Source organism: Microbacterium sp. (genome assembly GCF_035277845.1).
GTDB lineage: Bacteria > Actinomycetota > Actinomycetes > Actinomycetales > Microbacteriaceae > Microbacterium.
Genome location: NZ_DATEJS010000224.1, coordinates 1 through 16488, shown reverse-complemented (window position 1 = coordinate 16488; position 16488 = coordinate 1). Strand labels below are relative to the sequence as shown.

The following is a 16488-nucleotide window of genomic DNA, read 5'->3' as shown; positions in this document are numbered from 1 at the left end:
TGCGACGCCGCCGACAGCGCGACCAGGCCCTCCACCTGGCCGCGCTCCCGCCCGCGCTCGCGCGGCGCGCTCGTCACGTCGACCCGCGCCAGGTCGAGACCTGCCAGCTCGACGGTGACGGTGGCATCCTCGATGAACGCCCACGCCACGGCGTGCCGCTCCGACGCGAACGCGTACCGCGGCCGGCCGTGCGGGCCCGTCGAGCGCACGAATCCGCGCCGCATCAGGCCGCCGAGCACGTCCGAGACGCTCGCACGGCTCATGCGCAGGGCCCGCGCGATCTCGTTCAGCGACCGTTCCCGGCCGTCGACGAGGAGACCGAGCACGGCCTGCGCCGCACTCCGTTCCGGCGCGTACCGCATCGTCGGACCCCCGTGCGTGCGACCCTCAGCCGCGGCCCTGCACGGCGTACGGGTTCAGCAGCGCCGCGCGGATCTCGTCGGGCACGCCTTCCTCGGTCGCGCTCGGGCCGTCGGCGGCGGGGAACGACTCGGTCATCGACATCGGCATGGCGCCGTTGCGGTAGAAGTTGTTCGACCCCATCGACGGCGTCCACGTGTTCGGCTCCCAGTCCGGCACGTAGTTGCGGTAGCCGCCGGTGTTCAGCTCGATGCGCAGGCTCGACGGCTCGCGGTAGTAGAGGAAGTTCTGCTCGCCGATGCCGTGGATCGACGGGCCGTACTCGATCGGCACGCCGTGCTCCATCAGGGTGTCCGCGGCGATCAGCAGCTCTTCGCGGGTGTCCACCCAGAAGGCGTAGTGGTTGATGCGCCCGGCGCGGGTGGAGCCGTCGAGCACCACGCCGAGGTCGTGCGACTTCTCGTTGGTGGTGAGCACCGAGAACACCGAGATCGGAGCCTCGTCGAGGAGCGTCCGCGCCATGATGCGGAATCCGAGCACCTCGTTGTACCAGGCCGCGAACGCGTCGACGTCGCTCGCCGCGATGGTGACGTGGTCGAGCTGGCGCGGGGCGCCCGCGACGGTGCTGCGCTTCTCGGGGCGGTCCGGGTAGAGGGATGCCGCCGCCGGCTGCGCCGCGTGACGGGCCACGTCCCAGTGCAGGGTCATCGAGTGCCCCCACGGGCCGGTGAACGTGTAGGCGCGCCCGAACAGGTGCAGGTCGGTCCATTCGCCCTGGATGCCCGCGCCCTCGATGCGGCGCACCGCGTCGTCGAGCGCCTCGGGGCTCGAGGTTCGCCATGCCATCGTCGCCATCGACGGCTCGTCGCCGGGCACGACGACCACGGAGTAGGCGTAGTGGTCGCCCCAGCAGCGGAGATACACGGCGCCGTCCACACGATCGACGACCGTCAGGCCCACGCGGTTCACGTAGAAGTCGACGGATGCCTCGACGTCCGGAGCCGTGACGGCGACGTAGGAGAGGTGCGACAGCAGCTTGATCATCTTCGATCCTTTCGACATGGGTGCAGCGGAAGCCTGATACCAGGTTCAGGGGCGTCGGAGAATCCGGGAAGACCGCATCCGCTATCCCACACATCACGAAGATTGATGCCGGAGGCGCGCACACTTCCACCTGATTCGTGTATAAGTGGCCGAAGATCTGACCCATAGTTACGTGAATACGCCCGCGTTCCGGGCACTGGTTGTGTCAGAATCGACCATGGCTACAGAGTCCGCCCTGCGCTTCGGGGCACAGACCGATGAGGTGACGAGCCTGCTGCGCATCGTCAACATGGTGCGCACGGGCGAGGCGTCCACGCGTCCCGAGATCGGCCGGCTCACCGGCCTCGGCCGCGGCGTGGTGGCGCAGCGCGTCGACGCGGCGATCGGCATGGGCTTCCTCGAAGACGGCGAGTTCGGCCCGTCGTCGGGCGGACGGGCTCCGCGCACGCTGCGGTTCCGCGCGGATCAGGGACTCATCGTCCTCTGCGCACTCGGCGCCCTGCACATCCGCGTCGGGCTGGCGGCGCTCGACGGCACCGTCCTCGCCGCGCAGCACCGGCCGTGGGAGATCGGGCGGGGTCCGGCGGAGACCCTCGAAGCGGCGATCGCGATGATCGACGATCTGCTCGCCGCCGGTCCGGACCGCCCGGTGTGGGCCCTCGCGGTGGGCGTTCCGGGCCCGGTCGACTTCGAATCCGGCTCGCTCGTCTCGCCGCCGATCATGCCCGGCTGGAACGGGTTCAACGTGCGGCGCATGTTCGAGCAGCGCTTCGACGCGCCCGTGTGGGTCGACAACGACTGCAACATCCTGGCCCTGGCCGAGCGCATGCACCGTCGGGATGAAGCCACCGACCTCATCTACTGCAAGGTCGGCAGCGGCATCGGCGCAGGGCTCCTCTCGCGCGGCCGCCTGCATCGCGGAGCCAACGGCGCCGCCGGCGACATCGGGCATGTCCGGGTGCGGGACTCGGAGGTGCTCTGCCGGTGCGGCAAGGTCGGCTGCCTCGAGGCAGAAGCGGGCGGCTGGGCCATGGTGCGGGATGCCGAGAAGGCCGTCGACGAGGGTGCCGGCGGTGCCCTCGCGGCGCTGCGCGAGCGCGGCGAAACCCTCACCCCGGAGGCTCTGTGCATCGCCGCCCTCAACGGAGACGCCCTGGCGATCCGCCTCGTGCAGCGCTCGGCCCGGCTCGTCGGCGAGTCGATCGCGGCACTCGTGAACATGTTCAATCCGAGCGTCATCATGATCGGCGGCGCGATGGCGAGCGCGGGCGAGATCTACCTCGCCGAGGTCCGGCAGCGGGTCTACGAGCTGTCGCTCCCCCTCGCCACCCGGGATCTCGTCATCGTCAACTCGCGCAAGGACGAGGACGAGCCGTTGCACGGCGCCGCGGAGCTCGCGATCGAGGAGCTCTTCGACGCCACCTTCCCGCGCTGGTTCGCGTCCGGCCGGCCCACGATCGACGGCGTCAAGGCGGCCTGAGCCCGGCCCGGATCCGGCCGCCGGACCCGGCCGCCGGACCCGGCGTCCCGACTATCTCGTCGAGAACGCGGCGTCGAAGGCGGCCGCGGGCGGGGTGATGGCGTTCAGCCCCCGCACGAAGGCGAGCGCCTCGGGGGCACCCTGCAGACGGTCCATGCCGGCATCCTCCCACTCCACCGACGTGGGGCCGGTGTAGCCGATGAAGTTCAGCGCACGGAAGATCGGCTCCCACGGCACCTGCCCGTGCGCGGTGGACACGAACGTCCACCCGCGGCGCGGATTCGCCCACGGCAGGTGGGAGCCGAGCACGCCGTTGCGGCCGTCGAGGTTCGTCACCGACTCCTTCACGTGCACGTGGAAGATGTGGTCGGCGAAGTCCAGGATGAACGCCACCGGATCCAGCTGCTGCCACATGAAGTGCGACGGGTCGAAGTTGATGCCGAAGCTCGCCCGGTGCCCGATCGCGTCCAGCGTGGCCTTCGCGGTCCAGTAGTCGTACGCGATCTCGGACGGATGCACCTCCAGCGCGAACCGCACCCCGACCTCCTCGAACACGTCGAGGATCGGGTGGAACCGGTCGGCGAAGTCCCGGTACCCCGCGGCGATCCACTCGTCCGACGCCGGCGGGAACATCGCGACGGCCTTCCAGATCGACGAGCCGGTGAAGCCGGTCACGGTCTTCACGCCGAGCTTCGCGGCGAACCGCGCCGTCATCTTGAGCTCCTCGGCCGCGCGCTGCCGCACGCCCTCCGGGTCGCCGTCGCCCCACACGCGGTCGTTCAGGATGTCGCGGTGCCGCTCGTCGATCGGGTCGTCGCACACCGCTTGCCCGGCGAGGTGGTTCGAGATCGTCCAGACCTGCAGGTTGTTGCGCTCGAGGATGTCCTTGCGGGACTGCACGTACTCGTCGTCGTCCCACCGCGACACGTCGATGTGGTCGCCCCAGCAGGCGATCTCGAGGCCGTCGTAGCCCCACTCGCCGGCGAGGCGCGCCACCTCCTCGAACGGCAGGTCGGCCCATTGGCCGGTGAACAGGGTGATGGGGCGGCTCATGCGAGCACCACCTCTCGTTCGACGGGGACCCGGTTGGTGACGTAGCGGCCGGGGCCGCCATCCTCTCCCGGCGCGATCTGCATGTACAGCAGGCGCATCGTCAGCACGACCTCGACCGTGAGCTTCTCGCCGGCGGCGGGCACCTCGTCGAGCAGGATGACGACGTCCGGCCGGTCGGCGACGAACCAGAGCGTGTCCCACTGCTCGGGAAGCTCCTCGACGCGGTACGACCGGCCGCCCAGCTCGAAGCGGAGTCGGTCGCGCGGGATCGCGGTGCCGTTCACGCTGGCATCCACGCCGTCGACGGCGGAGAGCCACAGGCTGCGGTACCAGGGAAGCTGCACGGAGACCGCGATCCCGTCATCGCGACGGCGGACGTCGTTCTCGGAGAACAGGGAATTGTGGGTGGCCATGATGTCTCCTCAGGCGAAGGTGTCGGTGAAGGTGTCGTGCGGCACGGGCGGGGCGGGTTCGAGCCGCTGCACCGTGATGGGGCTGTACGGGTGGGTGGCGCTCGGCACCGGCTCGTCGGCGGGCGGCATGAAGACGGGCTTGCCGTCGTCCCCGAAGTACATGAGGTCGAGGTCGAAGGCGTCCTGGTTCTTCTCGCCGAAGCTGACCCAGCTCTCCTCGAACGGGGCGCGGGCGAGCTCGTAGCAGCGGAACTTCCAGATCTTCCATTCGCCGTCCTGTCGCAGGAAGTCGACGGCGTATTTGCACCACACCCAGTGCGCCCAGACCTTCTTGCCCTGCACCTCGTTCGGCGAGTACATGTCCGGGAAGGCCTCGGCGACCGCGGGATCGGTGAGGCCGGACTCGGTGCCCGCCATGATCCAGACGCCCTTCGCCGTCTCGCCGTCACCGGCGACCTCGATCACGGGGGTCGTCGTCGCGTGCAGGATGAGCTTGCCCTCGGGAGCCGGCCGGCCGCGGTGGTAGCGGGTCACGCTCTCCCACGTCGTGTACTGCCCGGCATTGGTGTAGCGGGCACGGATGCCGTCCGTGCCCGGGGCCACCCAGAGCGGGATGATCTCTTCGTCCTGGAAGGCGTTGTGCAGGAACATGTACCGGTTGAAGAGGTTCTCGATCTCGCCCCGGTCGGCCGCGCGGCGGGCGAGGCGCCCGGTGGCGGCGACCTCCGCGCGGAGGCGGGCGACCTCTGCGAGAAGCTCGGTGACGGATCCTTCGGCGGTGACCTCAGACACGGGCGGCCTCCTTCTCGGCCACGGCGTCCTCGATCGTCTGCCGCATCAGGGCGTGCTGCTTGCGCACCAGGTCGATGGGGTCGGCCTCGCCGAGATCGGAGAACGCGTGACCCTCCCACTCGCTGGAGAGATAGCCCCGGTAGCCGCCCGCGACGAACTGGCGCACGATGCGCGGGATGTCCATGGCGGGCTCTTCGCCGTCGGCGCCGATGTCGTAGAACTTCGCGTGCACGTGGAAGATCCGCGGCATGATGTCGAGCCACTCCTCCGGCGGCACGAGCCCGTGCATGTTGAACGCGAGCCGGGTGAACGGACCGAACCGCACCGGGTCGACGCCCTCGCCGCGCAGATAGTCCTCGAACTTCTGGTTGCGCACGTGCATCGGGGTCGGCTCGTGCCAGATCTCGTCCATGACCGGGAAGTGCTTCTCGTCCATCCCCATCTTCGCCAGCTGCGCGAGCAGGGTCGGCGACAGGCTGTGCATGGTCGAGGAGAAGTCGGCGGTGAAGCCCAGCCGGTCCGACTGCAGCTCGTCGTACATCTCGCGCATCTGCAGCACGTGCGGGTCGTTCGGACCGGACGGGGCGTGGATCTCGTACCCGAGCTGCTGGTCGTACTCCTCCGCGAGCGGCAGCAGGGAGCGAAGCAGCTCCTTGCCGTGCGAGCGGATCACGACCCGCGTGAACCCGAGCGTGTGCGCGGTCTTCAGCTGCCGGGCGAGGAACTCGTGCTCCTCGTCGGGCGTCATGTCCCGGTCCTTGCGGCGGCCCATGTCGAGGTTCGTGCCCACCGCGCTCGGCTCCAGGCCGTGCTCGTCCAGCGTGTCGAACCACAGCTTCACGAACGCACGATCGACGTCCGGGTAGGTGCGCAGCAGCTGCGCGATGTTGAACTCGACGCCCGGCCCGATGCCGTTCTCGGCCACTGCCGCGATGAGCGTCTCGGGCGTGTACAGCCCGGCCGCGAATTCACTCGTCATCGAGTAGAGCGTCGTTCCGAGCCGGATGCCCGTGCCCGCGATCCCGTTGTGTTCCATGTCTTCCATCTCCTGTTTCCTCTTCCGCCGGGTCATCCCCAGTCGGAGTCCATCTGCTGCAGCACCTGCGTCACGGTCATCTGACCGGTGAGGATGCCCTGCACGCCGGTGCCGAGGTCGGCGTAGACCTTCGCGTTCGTCCAGTCCGTGGACGGCAGGCCGCGCACGGTTCCCGACGTGATGAGACCCTTCACCGTGTCGAACTGCGGCAGGAGCGTCGTGGACGCGGTCGCGGTCACCGGGATCGTCCCGACCGCCTTCGAGTACGCCTCCTGGCCCGCGTCCGAGAGGATGTACTTCAGGAAGCTCGTCACGAGCTTCGGGCTCTTGGTCTTCGCGCTCGCGGACACGCTCTGGTCGGCGCTGACCGACAGGTAGGTCTTCGTCCCGGCCGGTGCGGCGATCGGCAGGATGACGAGCTGCACATGGCCTCCGGCGGCATCCATGATCTCCTTGGCCGCGTTGCTCGGCGCGAAGAAGCCCAGGATCTTGCCCTGCGACGCCCCGTTGGTGAGGGCGTCGAACCCGGCGCTCGCGGCGCCGTCCTGGAAGCATCCGGCATCCGACAGCTTCTTGATCTCGGTGAGCGCCTCGACCCACCCGGGGGTTCCGGCGAACGTCGTCTTGCCCGCGGCGCGCTCGGCGTTCCAGTTCGGGTCCGGCCCGTACACGGTGGAGGTCGCGAGCCCCGTCGCGAGGAACGCGTTGTTCGCGGGGGCACCGCCGGCGAGCCCGTACACGGTCTTGCCCTTGGCCCGTGCGGCACGGCACTGCGCCATGATCCGGTCCAGGCTCGTCGACGCGTCGATCCTCACGCCGATCGACTTCGCGAGCTGGTCGTTGTAGATGACGCCGTTGGCGTTGGTGCCGAGCGGCACGCCGTAGGCCGCTCCCCGGTAGGTCCACAGCTGCTTCTGCGAGGTCGGCAGCGCCGACATGATCGCCGGGTCGGTGAGCTTCAGCAACAGTCCGGCCTTCGCGAACGGGATGATCGAGTAGGACTGCCCGGTGCCGCCCTCGGACTGGAAGGCGTCGGGCGCGTTGCCGCCCTGCACCCGGGTGGCGACGGCCGTCGGGTAGCTCTCGGCCGGGAGGTTCACGGGGGTCACGGTGACGCCCGGGTGCTCCTTCGCGAACCCGGTCGCGAGCGACGTGTACGCCGCCTTGTCCTGGTCGTTCGTCGCGCCGAAGGCGAACGAGATCGTCTTCGGCTCGGTGCTGCCCGCGGCGGTGCCGGCGGAGCATCCGGAAAGGACGAGGGCTCCGGCGGCGAGGGGGACGGCGAGCAGGCCGATCCTCCTCCGGGAGAGTCGGTGGTGTGTCATGTGCAGCCTTTCTGACTTCGTTGTTCACGGGCTTCGGGTTCATCGCCCGGGGTGTGCGTCGATGCACGGATGCTGTGCGGCCCGGTCGGCCGCGCAGCGCGGTGGTCACGCCGAAGGAACCGGCACGGGCGCCGCCGCGAGGATCGGGGCGAGCACCTTCTGCACGTACCAGCCGCTCACCATGGCGCTCTCCGCGGGATGCGGGCTCTGGTCCGACTCGACGACGATCCAGCCGCGGTACCCGTGCCGTGCGACCGTGCGCATCAACGCCTCGAAGTCGACCAGCCCGCCCTCGTCCGTGGGCTCGTAGAACCAGCGCTCGATGCCGCGCGCACCCCCTTCGGTGCGGACGACCTGCTCGGCGTGCGGGGTGAGGGACTCCGCGTCGTCGACGACGGCGCGGGCGTCCTTGAGCTGGATGTGCCGCACCCGTTCGGCGTGGCGGGCGAAGAGCGCGACAGGGTCCAGACCGGCGATCGCGCACTCCGCGGTGTCGAGCGCCAGCCCCACGAGGTCGGGGTCGGTGGCGTCGAGAAGCCGGGCGAGGCCGTCGTCGAGTCGCAGCGCCGAGAGGAAGTCGAAGTGCAGCGCGAGCGTGATGCCGAATTCCCTGATCGCGGCTCCGACCGTGTTCCAGCATGCGGCCAGCGACGAGATCTGCTCGTCGCGCAGCGCCCCCGTCTGCCAGGCCGACCCGCACGGGCGCACCACGAGGACGTCGCCGCCGAGCTGGGCCAGGGCCTCCGCGAACCACACCGCGGTCGCGGTGATCGCGGGCACGCTCTGCGCGTCGAGCGGGTCGTGCCCGCGGCCCATCTCGACGTCGAAGCCGATGAAGGGGTCGAGCGTCCAGCTCGAGACGCCCTCCAGCCTGCACTCGGCGAGCACGTCGCGGAACGCGCCGAGAGACCCGTACAGGTCCGCGATCTGCTGCGGGGTTCCGAGCGGCTCCCACGCGCCGAAGCTCGCGGCGGTCAGCTCGACCCCGCCGAAGCCGCTGATGGAGACGGTTTTGAAGGCACGCTCGTGCTCGCGCCGGCGCACGAACGCGTCGATGTTGGTGTCCCACTGGTTCAGGGCGTATGCCCATCGGATGCCGCTCACGCCTGGTCCTCCTGGTAGATCCGGTCGAGGACGTTCTTCGCGTACCACCGCGCGACGGCGGTGCTCTCCGCGTAGTCGCCCCCGAGCTTGTCGGCCTTGTCGTGCTCCACGCTGATCCAGCCGGTGTAGCCGTGGTCCCGGACGGAGCGCATCATCGACTCGAAGTCGACGAGTCCCTCGGCCGTGCCCATCTCGTAGAACCACTTCTCCGTGGTGACCGCCGAGACCTCGGCATCCGGGAAGAGCCGGTAGTCCTCGTTGACGTCCTTCGTGCGGGTGTCTTTGAAGTGGAACCCCGTGACGCGCTCGTGGTGCGCCTCGTAGACGGCGACCGGGTCGACGTCGGCGATGCAGTGCTGGGCGGTGTCCACGAAGAACTTCACGTACTCGGGATCGGCGAATCCGTAGAAGGTGTCGATCTGACGCCGAGTGCGGATGCCGGCATAGAACTCGTGGTGGCAGGTCAGGTTCACGCCGTACTCGCGGGTGATCTCGCCCACCTTCCCCCACACGTCCGCCGCGTGCTTGAGGCCGTCGTCGCTGACGCCGTGCTCCGTGAAGTCGCGCGAGCCGGGCATGACGATGATGTTGTCGAGCTGGATGCCCGACCAGCGATCCATCGTGACCTTGAAGTCCTCCAGGATCGTGGCGTGGGTCGCGGGCACTTCCGGCGCGTACCGCTCGGGGTCGTAGTAGACCCCGTGGAACGTGTTCACGATCCGCTCCAGCCCCTGCTCCTGCACGAACTCCTGGTAGTTCGCGACCGAGCCGTACTGCTCGAGGATCTGCCAGTAGCGGAAGTCGAAGGTGTCGATCGCGTCGAAACCCACGGCGGCGACCTGGCGCAGGAACCGCGTCATCGTGCGCTTCGAGTGCCACTGGTCGTACGGACCGCGCGGGCCGTTCGCCCGCCAGTGATCCATGTAGCTCCACTTGACGGCCGGCCTGTCCGCGGCGATCGAAGTCGATCCTTCAGCGTCGTCGGTGACCACGACTGTCCTCCTCTGTGATGGGACGGGCGAGCGGGAAACTCGCCGTCTGCGGGGACGCTAGCACGAATCCCTACTCTTTCGTAAGTTTTCATTTCTGTGATTTGCTACAGGGGTGAGCGGCAGAGAAGACGGCTACGCGCCTGGGCGCGCGCGGCGGGAACGCATCATCGAGGCGGCCATCGCGGCGTTCGGGGCATCCGGGTTCGAGAACGCGACGCTCACCGACATCGCCGCCGCCTGCGGCGTGTCGCGGCAGGGATTGCTGCACCACTTCCCCAGCAAGGAGGACCTGCTGACGGCGGTGCTGGCGCGGCGCGACGCCCTGGACCGGGAGCGCTTCACCGCGGCGATCGCCGGCAACCGGACGCCCGCCGAGGCGTTCGTCGAGATCATGGCCGACAACGCGCGCACGCCGACGGTGATGCGGCTGTACACGGTGCTCTCCGCCGAGGCGACGAACCCCGACCATGCCGCGCACCAGTACTTCGCCACGCTCTACGAGCAGCTGCGCGCCGAGCTGACCCAGGCGATCGCCGCCTCGCAGAGCGCGGGGTCGCTGCCGTCGGGCTGGTCCGCCGAGACGTTCGCCACGATGATGCTGGCGCTCAAGGACGGCCTCGCCCTGCAGTCGCTGCTGGCCCCCGGCACGATCGATCCGGTCGAGGTGCTGCGGCAGGTGAACGCCGCGCTGCGGCCCGGCGTGCCCTCGGCCGCCGAGGCGGTCGAAGGCACGCCGTAGCCGGCGCGGACGCACGTCAGGCGTGCGCGGGCACCGGCTGCCGAACCTGCCCGGCATCCTCGTCGTCCCCGCGCGCGACGGCCGTCCAGGCGGACCCCGCCGCGGCGCTCTCCTCGACCGCCGCCAGCACGCGCTGCACGGTCAGGCCGTCGGCGAACGACGGACGCGGATCCGCCCCGTCGTGGATCGCCGTGACGAGATCCACCACCTGGTGCGTGAAGCCGTGCTCGTACCCGAGCATGTGGCCGGCCGGCCACCAGGCCGCGACATACGGGTGCACCGGCTCGGTGACGAGGATCGTCGCGAACCCCTGCACCGCCTCCGGGGCCGTCCGGTCGTAGAACTGCAGCTCGTTCAGCCGCTCGAGGTCCCAGGCGAGGGCTCCGCGGTCGCCGGACACCTCGATCGTGAGGGCGTTCTTGCGGCCGGTCGCGAAGCGGGTCGCCTCGAACGAGACGAGCGCCCCGTCGTCCAGCCGCGCGGTGAACAGGGCGGCGTCGTCCACCGTCACGTCCCCGTACCCCTCGGCCGCCGTTCCGGCGAGACCCGAGCCGGATGCCTGCAGCGGACGCCGGGCCACGATGGTCTCCACGGTGCCCGACACGGACCGGACGTGCTGACCGGTCACGAACTGGGTCATGTCGACGATATGCGCGCCGATGTCCCCGAGTGCCCCCGAGCCCGCGTGCTCCTTCTGCAGTCGCCAGCCGAGCGGCACGGCGGGGTCCACCAGCCAGTCCTGCCGGTAGGCGGCGCGCACCTGCTGCACCCGCCCGATCCGGCCCTGCGCGATGAGGTCGCGCAGCAGGGTGACCGCAGGCGCGCGGCGGTAGGTGAATCCGACCATCGAGCGGATGCCGCGCTCGCGCGCACGGGAGGCGGCATCCGCCATCGCCTCGGCCTCCGCGACCGTGTTGGCGAGCGGCTTCTCGCACAGCACGTGCTTGCCGGCGTCGAGTGCGGCGATCGCGATCTCGGCATGCGCGTCGCCGGGGGTGACGATGTCGACGATGTCGATGTCGTCCCGGGCGATCACCTCGCGCCAGTCGGTCGCCGACTCCGCCCAGCCCCAGTGTGCCGCGGCATCCGCCACCGCCTGCGGGTGGCGACCGACCAGCACGGCCATCTCGACGTCGTCCGGCAGGTCGAACACGTGCGGGGCCTGGCGCCAGCCGACCGAGTGCGCGGCACCCATGAAGCCATAGCCGATCATGGCGACGCGCAGCGGCCGGCCCTGAGCCTGTCGAAGGGTCATGCGAGCGCCCCCGACCGGGTGGGAAGCGGTGTCGTCCCGCTTCCGTCGCTCAACCACCGGCGCAGCTGCTCGCGGGCGGCCGCGGCATCCGTCGTCATCGCGGAGCCGGCATCCTGGGCCGCCGAGCGCTGCACCGCCTGCTCGCCGGCGATGATCTCGAACGGCGACTGCCAGTGGTTCCAGTGCCAGCCCTCGTACTCGCTCGAGATCGCGCCGTTGTAGCCGTTGTCCACGAGCAGGCGGATGAGGTCGCGCACCGGCACCGAAGGTTCCTCGCCGTGCTCGTCGATCCCGAAGAACTTGCCGTGCACGTGGGTGATCCACGGCATGATCTCGAGCCAGTCGGCGACCCGCGCGGGCCCGAACAGTCCGGTGCCGTTGATCGCGAAGTCGATGCCGAGATCAGGCCGCCCGTTCTGTGCGCCGAGCGCGATGAACCGGCCGAAGCGCTCACCGTGCTCCGCCTGATCGGCGGGCGGCCCGGCCAGGAAGAACTCGTCCCACAGCGCGACGACCTTGCCGAGGAGCTCCTCGGACGCCCCGCGCCGGCGGTACGCCTCGACGAGGGACGGCGCGAAGCCGACGGTCGTGGCGCCCCAGTCCATCGTGAAGCCGAGGAACGGCGAGCCGACCTTCTCGTAGCGGTCGCGCAGCGCCAGGATACGCGGGTGCGATGCGTACTGGTCGGCGTGCACCTCCAGCGCCAGCGTCACCCCGTACTGCTCCGCGACCGGCGCGAGGGCCTCCATCGAGTCGGGTTCGATCGAGATCTGCACCCGCGCGATCGGGAAGCCGAGCTTCGCCGCCGCCGCGATCTGCCGCCGCATGTACTCGATGAGCTCGTCCTGGTTCAGCAGCCGGTCGCGGTGGATGCCGATGTCGGCGTTGATCGCGAGGGACGTCTGCACCAGGCCCGTCTCGGCGACGAGGTCGCGGAACCGGCCGGCGAAGGCGTCGTCGATCGCCGGGAACCCGCGGAAGCTGGAGAACCCGATGATCTCGAGCCCCGGGCCGTACCCGTCGGCGGCGACCTTGCGGATGAGTCCCTCGAGGTCGTATTCGCGCCCGTGGAAGGCGCGCGTGAAGCTGTAGAGGGTGACGCCCTGGATGGGCGTTCCCTTCGGGGCGTCGGTCGTGCCGGTCATGCGGCCACCGCCTTCCGTGCGGTCATGGTCTTGGTGTCGTGCTCTTCGATGTGGAGCACCTCGCCGTCACCGATCACGATGTACGGGATGTAGAGCTTCAGCTCCACCTGAACGGTGTGGGAGGCGGCATCCGCGTCCACCGCGACGTCACCGGACAGCACCGCGGAATCGAGCGGGAACCACCACTGGTCGGTGTCGTCGACCATCTCGGCGAACGTGGACTCGCGGCCGTTCATCTGCCAGCGCAGGGAGTCGGCGGGGGCGGCGACGCCGTCGATCGTGAGCGATGCGCCGGCGATGCAGGATGCCGGCAGGGCGCGGTACCAGGGGATGCGCACCTCCACCGCGGCGCGGGCGCCGTCGGTGGTCAGCGTGCCCTGTTCGATGATGCGGTCGGGGATCATCGGGAACTCCTTGTCATGAGGTCGTCGGTCGTGAAGGCATCGGACGCCGTGAGGTCGGCCGCGATGCGGCGGGCTCCGCGGACGGCGAGCGCGACGCTCGTCAGCGTCGGGTTGCAGGCCGTGGCGGTGGGGATGACGCCGTTGCCCGCGACGAACAGGCCCGGGGTCTCCCACACCTCGCTGTCGGGGCTGCAGACGCTGCGCCCGTCGTCGGTCTCGCCCATGCGGACGCTGCCCTGATAGTGCAGGGAGGCGCCGAGCGGCATCGTGAACGGGCGCTCGTCGAGGGGCTCGCCCACGGCCTTGCCGAGCCGCACGATCTCGGCGCGGGCTCGCTCGAGCACGGCGTGGTCGCGGTCGGTGAGCCGGTAGTGGATGCGCATCGCGGGCATCCCGTACGAGTCGGTCTCGGTGTCGTCGAACGCGACCCGGTCGTCCCACTGCAGGTCTTTCGCGGTGAAGAGGCCGAGCCCGACGATCGAGCCCGGAACGGCCGGGTCGTCGTCGGCGAGCGGCACCGGGGACGCGTCGAGCTGCATGATCTGCCCGTGCCACGGCTCGGCGTCGGTGAACGGCACCCAGCTGACGCCGGACTGCTCGCTGATCGCGCCCGCCGCCACCGCATGCTCGTCGGACTGGCCGGCCGGGTGGCGCGATTCCGCCACGGGTGCTGCGTCCCGGATGCGGGCGGCGAACACCACCTGCGACTGGTCGTTGAGCATCCGGCCGAGGGCTGCGGGCCGGATGCCGGACGCCCACAGCACCTGCGGGGTGCGCAGGGCGTCGGCGGCGACCACCACGAACCGGGCGCGCACCGTGTGGCTGCGCCGGGTGCGGCCGTCGCGCAGCTCGACGCCGACCGCCCTGCCGTGCTCGGTGAGCACGCGCGTGACGAGCGAGTCGTCGTACAGGGCGAAGTTCGGGTTGGCCCGGGTGACGTCGCCGAACACCACATCCGATCCCGACCACACCAGGCGCCCGTCGTCGCGACGGTGCACCGCGAGCGGCATCCGCTGGACGCGCCGCTCGGCGGGGCGTCCGCCGTCGACCGCCGTGGCCAGGCGCTCGCGCACCAGGCCGGTGAACGGAGCCCCGTCGAACGCGTCTGTGGTGACCCCGAGCAGCCGGTCCCCCTCGTCGAGCAGGTCGTCCAGGTCGGGGAGGAAGTCGATGCGCTCGCTCTCGCCGGGACGCGGGCAGGCGCCGGTCCAGTGCGCGCCCATGCCGCCCACGTTGCTGGAGAACGCGGCCACCGGCATCCCGTCCTCACCGGGGAAGGCGTACCCGTCGGGCAGCAGGTAGGTGCCGGGGCGCGCCATGCGGCTTCCCGCCTTCACCGCGCCGGGCGAGGCGACGGTCTGCTCCCCCGCCCCGGGCCCCTCGGACCGCTCCTGCGCACGGGCGCGGTCGGCGGCATCCGCGATGTTCTTCACATGGGATCCGGGCGGGTCCGACACGACCGGACCCACCTCGAACATGGCGATCACGGCGTCCGGCGCCCGTTCGGACAGGATGCGGGCGTACGCGGCACCGGTCGGGCCACTGCCGACGATGACCACGTCGACGGCCTCCGGGTAGCGCGGTGCGGTCACGCGTTCACCGCCAGTTCGCGGATGACGGCGACGGATGCCGCCGATTCCCGGGTCGGGTAGTACTCCAGCCCGATCGGACCGTCGTAGCCGGAGGCGCGCAGGATGCCGAGACGCTCGGACCAGTCCAGGGATCCGGAGCCCGGCTCGCCGCGGCCGGGCGCGTCGGCCAGCTGCACGTACGAGATGAGGCTGCCCGCGTTGGCGAGCTCGGCCGCCATGTCCTCCCCCTCGACGGCGGAGTGGTAGATGTCGTAGAGCACGCCGAAGAACGGCGAGTCGACGCCTCGGGCGACGTACACCGCCTCGGCCGTGCGGTCCAGCAGCGATCCGGGGTGGTCGACGCGGACGTTCACGGGCTCGAGGGCGAGCGTGATGCCCGAGCCCTCGATCTGCGCGATCGCCTTCTGGTAGATCTCGATGAGCTTGTCGAGCTGCACCTGCCGCTTCCAGCCCCCGAAGCCGGTTCCGCTGCCGACGACGATGCGCGGGCAGCCGAGATCCTGTGCGATGGCGACGCCCTCGTCGAGCTTGCGGTAGAACTCGGTGTGGTTCCACGGCGGGATCATGAACTGGGTGCGCGGCTCCGACAGCTGGGCGGTGAGCACCGTTCCGGTCTCTTCGAGCGCCGCCTTGAGCGCGGGCAGGTCCTTGGGTGCGGCGGGGGCGTCCACACCGGTCGGGCCCCACATCTCGACGGCGTCGAAACCCGCCGCGGCGGCGGCGCGGACGCGGTCATGGTAGTCGCCGGCTTCGGTGAAGAGCAGTTCGATATTGGGTGCGAGCTGATACATGGTCGTCTCCTGGGTCAGAACATCGGATGGTCGTGGACGGCATGCACGGGAACCTGCTGCAGCACGTCCCAGTGCTCGACGATCCGGCCGTCCTCGAATCGGTAGATATCCGCGACCGCGGCGTCCGGGACGCCGGGTCGGGAGGCTTTCACATGCACCATGGCGAGATCGCCGTCGACGATGATCCGCTGGATCTCGAAGCGGGCGTCCGGAGATCCGTCGAACTTCGGGGTGAGCGCCGCGACGGCGGCGACCGGCCCGTCGGCGATGGTGGGGTTGTGCTGGCGGTAGCCGGGCGCCACCAGCAGCGCGAATGCGTCCGCCACCCTCTTCCGGCTGTAGAAGAGGTCGCAGAACTGCTCGAACGCAGCTCGGTTGTCGCTCATGCGGTGGTCTCCTCGGGCTGGTGGAGCGGGCTGATCACGACGGGGCCGAGCAGTCCGGTCGGCTCCTGCTGCACGAAGGCGGAGAAGAAGTCCGGCTGCGCCTTGACGAGGGTGTTGGTGACCTCGACCTGCAGCGTGTTGCCGGCGGCGAGGACGCCCGCCGGGATCTCGAACCGGTAGGGCGGTGCGATGCGGGTGCCGAGGTCCACCCCGTTCACGGCGACCTGGGCGATCTCGTGCACGGCGCCGAGGTCGAGCACCGACGAGCCCGCCGCGGCATCCGCGTCAAACGACGCCGTGTACCGCACGGTTCCGCTGAACCGCGGCAGCAGGCCGGGAGCGTCGAGCGGCACGAGCTCGTCGAGCGTGCGCCACGGCGTGAACGCGGGATGCTCCTCGGCGGTGGCGGTCTCGACCGTCCAGGTCGGCGCGATGGGGGCGCCGGCGCCGGCGGTCAGAGCCGGCAGCACGCGCACGTCGCGCCAGGCGGCCGGATCGCCGACGATGAGCACGGTCGCCTCGCCGGGAGCGAGGTCGAGGGGCACGGCGACGTCGCCCGCCGAGGCCGGAGCGGCAT

General features: G+C 70.3%; 18 protein-coding genes. 2 read left to right on the top strand and 16 right to left on the bottom strand.

The features are described 5' to 3' along the window. Both VJR25_RS09825 and VJR25_RS09820 read right to left on the bottom strand, forming a co-directional pair. Nucleotides 1-362, bottom strand: a 362-nt coding sequence (locus VJR25_RS09825; protein WP_324114794.1) for a helix-turn-helix domain-containing protein, incomplete at its 3' end; no start/stop codon positions are given. Nucleotides 363-387: 25 nt separating this feature from the next. Further along, complete coding sequence (locus VJR25_RS09820) at nucleotides 388-1404, bottom strand: VOC family protein (RefSeq protein WP_324114793.1); 1017 nt, start codon at nucleotides 1402-1404, stop codon at nucleotides 388-390. A 217-nt stretch (nucleotides 1405-1621) separates the two neighbouring features. On the opposite strand from VJR25_RS09820, the gene VJR25_RS09815 reads away from it, so the two are divergent. Next, nucleotides 1622-2884 (top strand): ROK family protein, encoded by a 1263-nt coding sequence (locus VJR25_RS09815; RefSeq protein WP_324114792.1) that lies wholly within the window; start codon nucleotides 1622-1624, stop codon nucleotides 2882-2884. Nucleotides 2885-2935: 51 nt separating this feature from the next. Here VJR25_RS09815 and VJR25_RS09810 read toward each other — a convergent pair whose 3' ends face one another. The 7 genes from VJR25_RS09810 to VJR25_RS09780 all read right to left on the bottom strand — a co-directional run bounded on the left by VJR25_RS09810 (nucleotide 2936) and on the right by VJR25_RS09780 (nucleotide 9599). After that, on the bottom strand, nucleotides 2936-3937 hold the full coding sequence (locus VJR25_RS09810) for a sugar phosphate isomerase/epimerase (RefSeq protein WP_324114791.1): 1002 nt from the start codon (nucleotides 3935-3937) through the stop codon (nucleotides 2936-2938). Then, nucleotides 3934-4350: a C-glycoside deglycosidase beta subunit domain-containing protein gene (locus VJR25_RS09805; protein ID WP_324114790.1), complete on the bottom strand. Its 417-nt coding sequence runs from the start codon at nucleotides 4348-4350 to the stop codon at nucleotides 3934-3936. The genes VJR25_RS09810 and VJR25_RS09805 overlap by 4 nt, the downstream gene beginning before the upstream one ends. Nucleotides 4351-4359: 9 nt before the next feature. Beyond that, nucleotides 4360-5142 carry a nuclear transport factor 2 family protein gene (locus VJR25_RS09800; protein ID WP_324114789.1) on the bottom strand — a complete coding sequence of 261 codons (783 nt, stop codon included), beginning with the start codon at nucleotides 5140-5142 and terminating at the stop codon, nucleotides 4360-4362. Then, nucleotides 5135-6187: a sugar phosphate isomerase/epimerase family protein gene (locus tag VJR25_RS09795; protein WP_324114788.1), complete on the bottom strand. Its 1053-nt coding sequence runs from the start codon at nucleotides 6185-6187 to the stop codon at nucleotides 5135-5137. Before VJR25_RS09795 ends, VJR25_RS09800 begins: the two co-directional genes overlap by 8 nt. A 23-nt stretch (nucleotides 6188-6210) precedes the next feature. Then, a complete protein-coding gene (locus VJR25_RS09790) occupies nucleotides 6211-7503 on the bottom strand; it encodes an ABC transporter substrate-binding protein (protein ID WP_324114787.1) in 1293 nt (430 codons plus the stop codon). Nucleotides 7504-7608: 105 nt separating this feature from the next. After that, on the bottom strand, nucleotides 7609-8607 hold the full coding sequence (locus VJR25_RS09785) for a sugar phosphate isomerase/epimerase family protein (RefSeq protein WP_324114786.1): 999 nt from the start codon (nucleotides 8605-8607) through the stop codon (nucleotides 7609-7611). After that, nucleotides 8604-9599, bottom strand: a complete 996-nt coding sequence (locus VJR25_RS09780) for a sugar phosphate isomerase/epimerase family protein (RefSeq protein WP_324114785.1) — start codon at nucleotides 9597-9599, stop codon at nucleotides 8604-8606. The genes VJR25_RS09785 and VJR25_RS09780 overlap by 4 nt, the downstream gene beginning before the upstream one ends. Before the next feature lie 112 nt (nucleotides 9600-9711). Here VJR25_RS09780 and VJR25_RS09775 point away from each other — a divergent pair, with 112 nt between their 5' ends. Then, entirely contained in the window at nucleotides 9712-10338 is a 627-nt protein-coding gene (locus tag VJR25_RS09775; RefSeq protein ID WP_324114784.1) for a TetR/AcrR family transcriptional regulator, read from the top strand. A gap of 16 nt (nucleotides 10339-10354) precedes the next feature. Here VJR25_RS09775 and VJR25_RS09770 read toward each other — a convergent pair whose 3' ends face one another. The 7 genes from VJR25_RS09770 to VJR25_RS09740 all read right to left on the bottom strand — a co-directional run. After that, a complete protein-coding gene (locus VJR25_RS09770; RefSeq protein ID WP_324114783.1) occupies nucleotides 10355-11593 on the bottom strand; it encodes a Gfo/Idh/MocA family oxidoreductase in 1239 nt (412 codons plus the stop codon). Next, nucleotides 11590-12738, bottom strand: a complete 1149-nt coding sequence (locus tag VJR25_RS09765; RefSeq protein WP_324114782.1) for a sugar phosphate isomerase/epimerase family protein — start codon at nucleotides 12736-12738, stop codon at nucleotides 11590-11592. Before VJR25_RS09765 ends, VJR25_RS09770 begins: the two co-directional genes overlap by 4 nt. Further along, a complete protein-coding gene (locus VJR25_RS09760) occupies nucleotides 12735-13142 on the bottom strand; it encodes a C-glycoside deglycosidase beta subunit domain-containing protein (protein ID WP_324114781.1) in 408 nt (135 codons plus the stop codon). The genes VJR25_RS09765 and VJR25_RS09760 overlap by 4 nt, the downstream gene beginning before the upstream one ends. Beyond that, nucleotides 13139-14734: a GMC oxidoreductase gene (locus tag VJR25_RS09755; protein WP_324114780.1), complete on the bottom strand. Its 1596-nt coding sequence runs from the start codon at nucleotides 14732-14734 to the stop codon at nucleotides 13139-13141. Before VJR25_RS09755 ends, VJR25_RS09760 begins: the two co-directional genes overlap by 4 nt. Then, nucleotides 14731-15525 carry a TIM barrel protein gene (locus VJR25_RS09750; protein WP_324114779.1) on the bottom strand — a complete coding sequence of 265 codons (795 nt, stop codon included), beginning with the start codon at nucleotides 15523-15525 and terminating at the stop codon, nucleotides 14731-14733. The genes VJR25_RS09755 and VJR25_RS09750 overlap by 4 nt, the downstream gene beginning before the upstream one ends. 14 nt (nucleotides 15526-15539) lie before the next feature. Next, the gene (locus tag VJR25_RS09745) at nucleotides 15540-15911 is read right to left on the bottom strand and encodes a nuclear transport factor 2 family protein (protein ID WP_324114778.1); all 372 of its coding nucleotides are present in this window, start codon (nucleotides 15909-15911) and stop codon (nucleotides 15540-15542) included. Next, nucleotides 15908-16488 (bottom strand): glycosylhydrolase-like jelly roll fold domain-containing protein (locus VJR25_RS09740; RefSeq protein ID WP_324114777.1); only part of this gene is annotated, 581 nt, incomplete at its 5' end. The genes VJR25_RS09740 and VJR25_RS09745, both read right to left, overlap by 4 nt.

What these genes read in the sequence shown, in the direction of transcription:
- VJR25_RS09810 (WP_324114791.1), bottom strand. Translation starts at nt 3,937, where the DNA reads ATGAGCCGCCCCATCACCCTGTTCACCGGCCAATGGGCCGACCTGCCG.
- VJR25_RS09805 (WP_324114790.1), bottom strand. Translation starts at nt 4,350, where the DNA reads ATGGCCACCCACAATTCCCTGTTCTCCGAGAACGACGTCCGCCGTCGC.
- VJR25_RS09820 (WP_324114793.1), bottom strand. Translation starts at nt 1,404, where the DNA reads ATGATCAAGCTGCTGTCGCACCTCTCCTACGTCGCCGTCACGGCTCCG.
- VJR25_RS09745 (WP_324114778.1), bottom strand. Translation starts at nt 15,911, where the DNA reads ATGAGCGACAACCGAGCTGCGTTCGAGCAGTTCTGCGACCTCTTCTAC.
- VJR25_RS09790 (WP_324114787.1), bottom strand. Translation starts at nt 7,503, where the DNA reads ATGACACACCACCGACTCTCCCGGAGGAGGATCGGCCTGCTCGCCGTC.
- VJR25_RS09765 (WP_324114782.1), bottom strand. Translation starts at nt 12,738, where the DNA reads ATGACCGGCACGACCGACGCCCCGAAGGGAACGCCCATCCAGGGCGTC.
- VJR25_RS09750 (WP_324114779.1), bottom strand. Translation starts at nt 15,525, where the DNA reads ATGTATCAGCTCGCACCCAATATCGAACTGCTCTTCACCGAAGCCGGC.
- VJR25_RS09770 (WP_324114783.1), bottom strand. Translation starts at nt 11,593, where the DNA reads ATGACCCTTCGACAGGCTCAGGGCCGGCCGCTGCGCGTCGCCATGATC.
- VJR25_RS09795 (WP_324114788.1), bottom strand. Translation starts at nt 6,187, where the DNA reads ATGGAAGACATGGAACACAACGGGATCGCGGGCACGGGCATCCGGCTC.
- VJR25_RS09760 (WP_324114781.1), bottom strand. Translation starts at nt 13,142, where the DNA reads ATGATCCCCGACCGCATCATCGAACAGGGCACGCTGACCACCGACGGC.
- VJR25_RS09815 (WP_324114792.1), top strand. Translation starts at nt 1,622, where the DNA reads ATGGCTACAGAGTCCGCCCTGCGCTTCGGGGCACAGACCGATGAGGTG.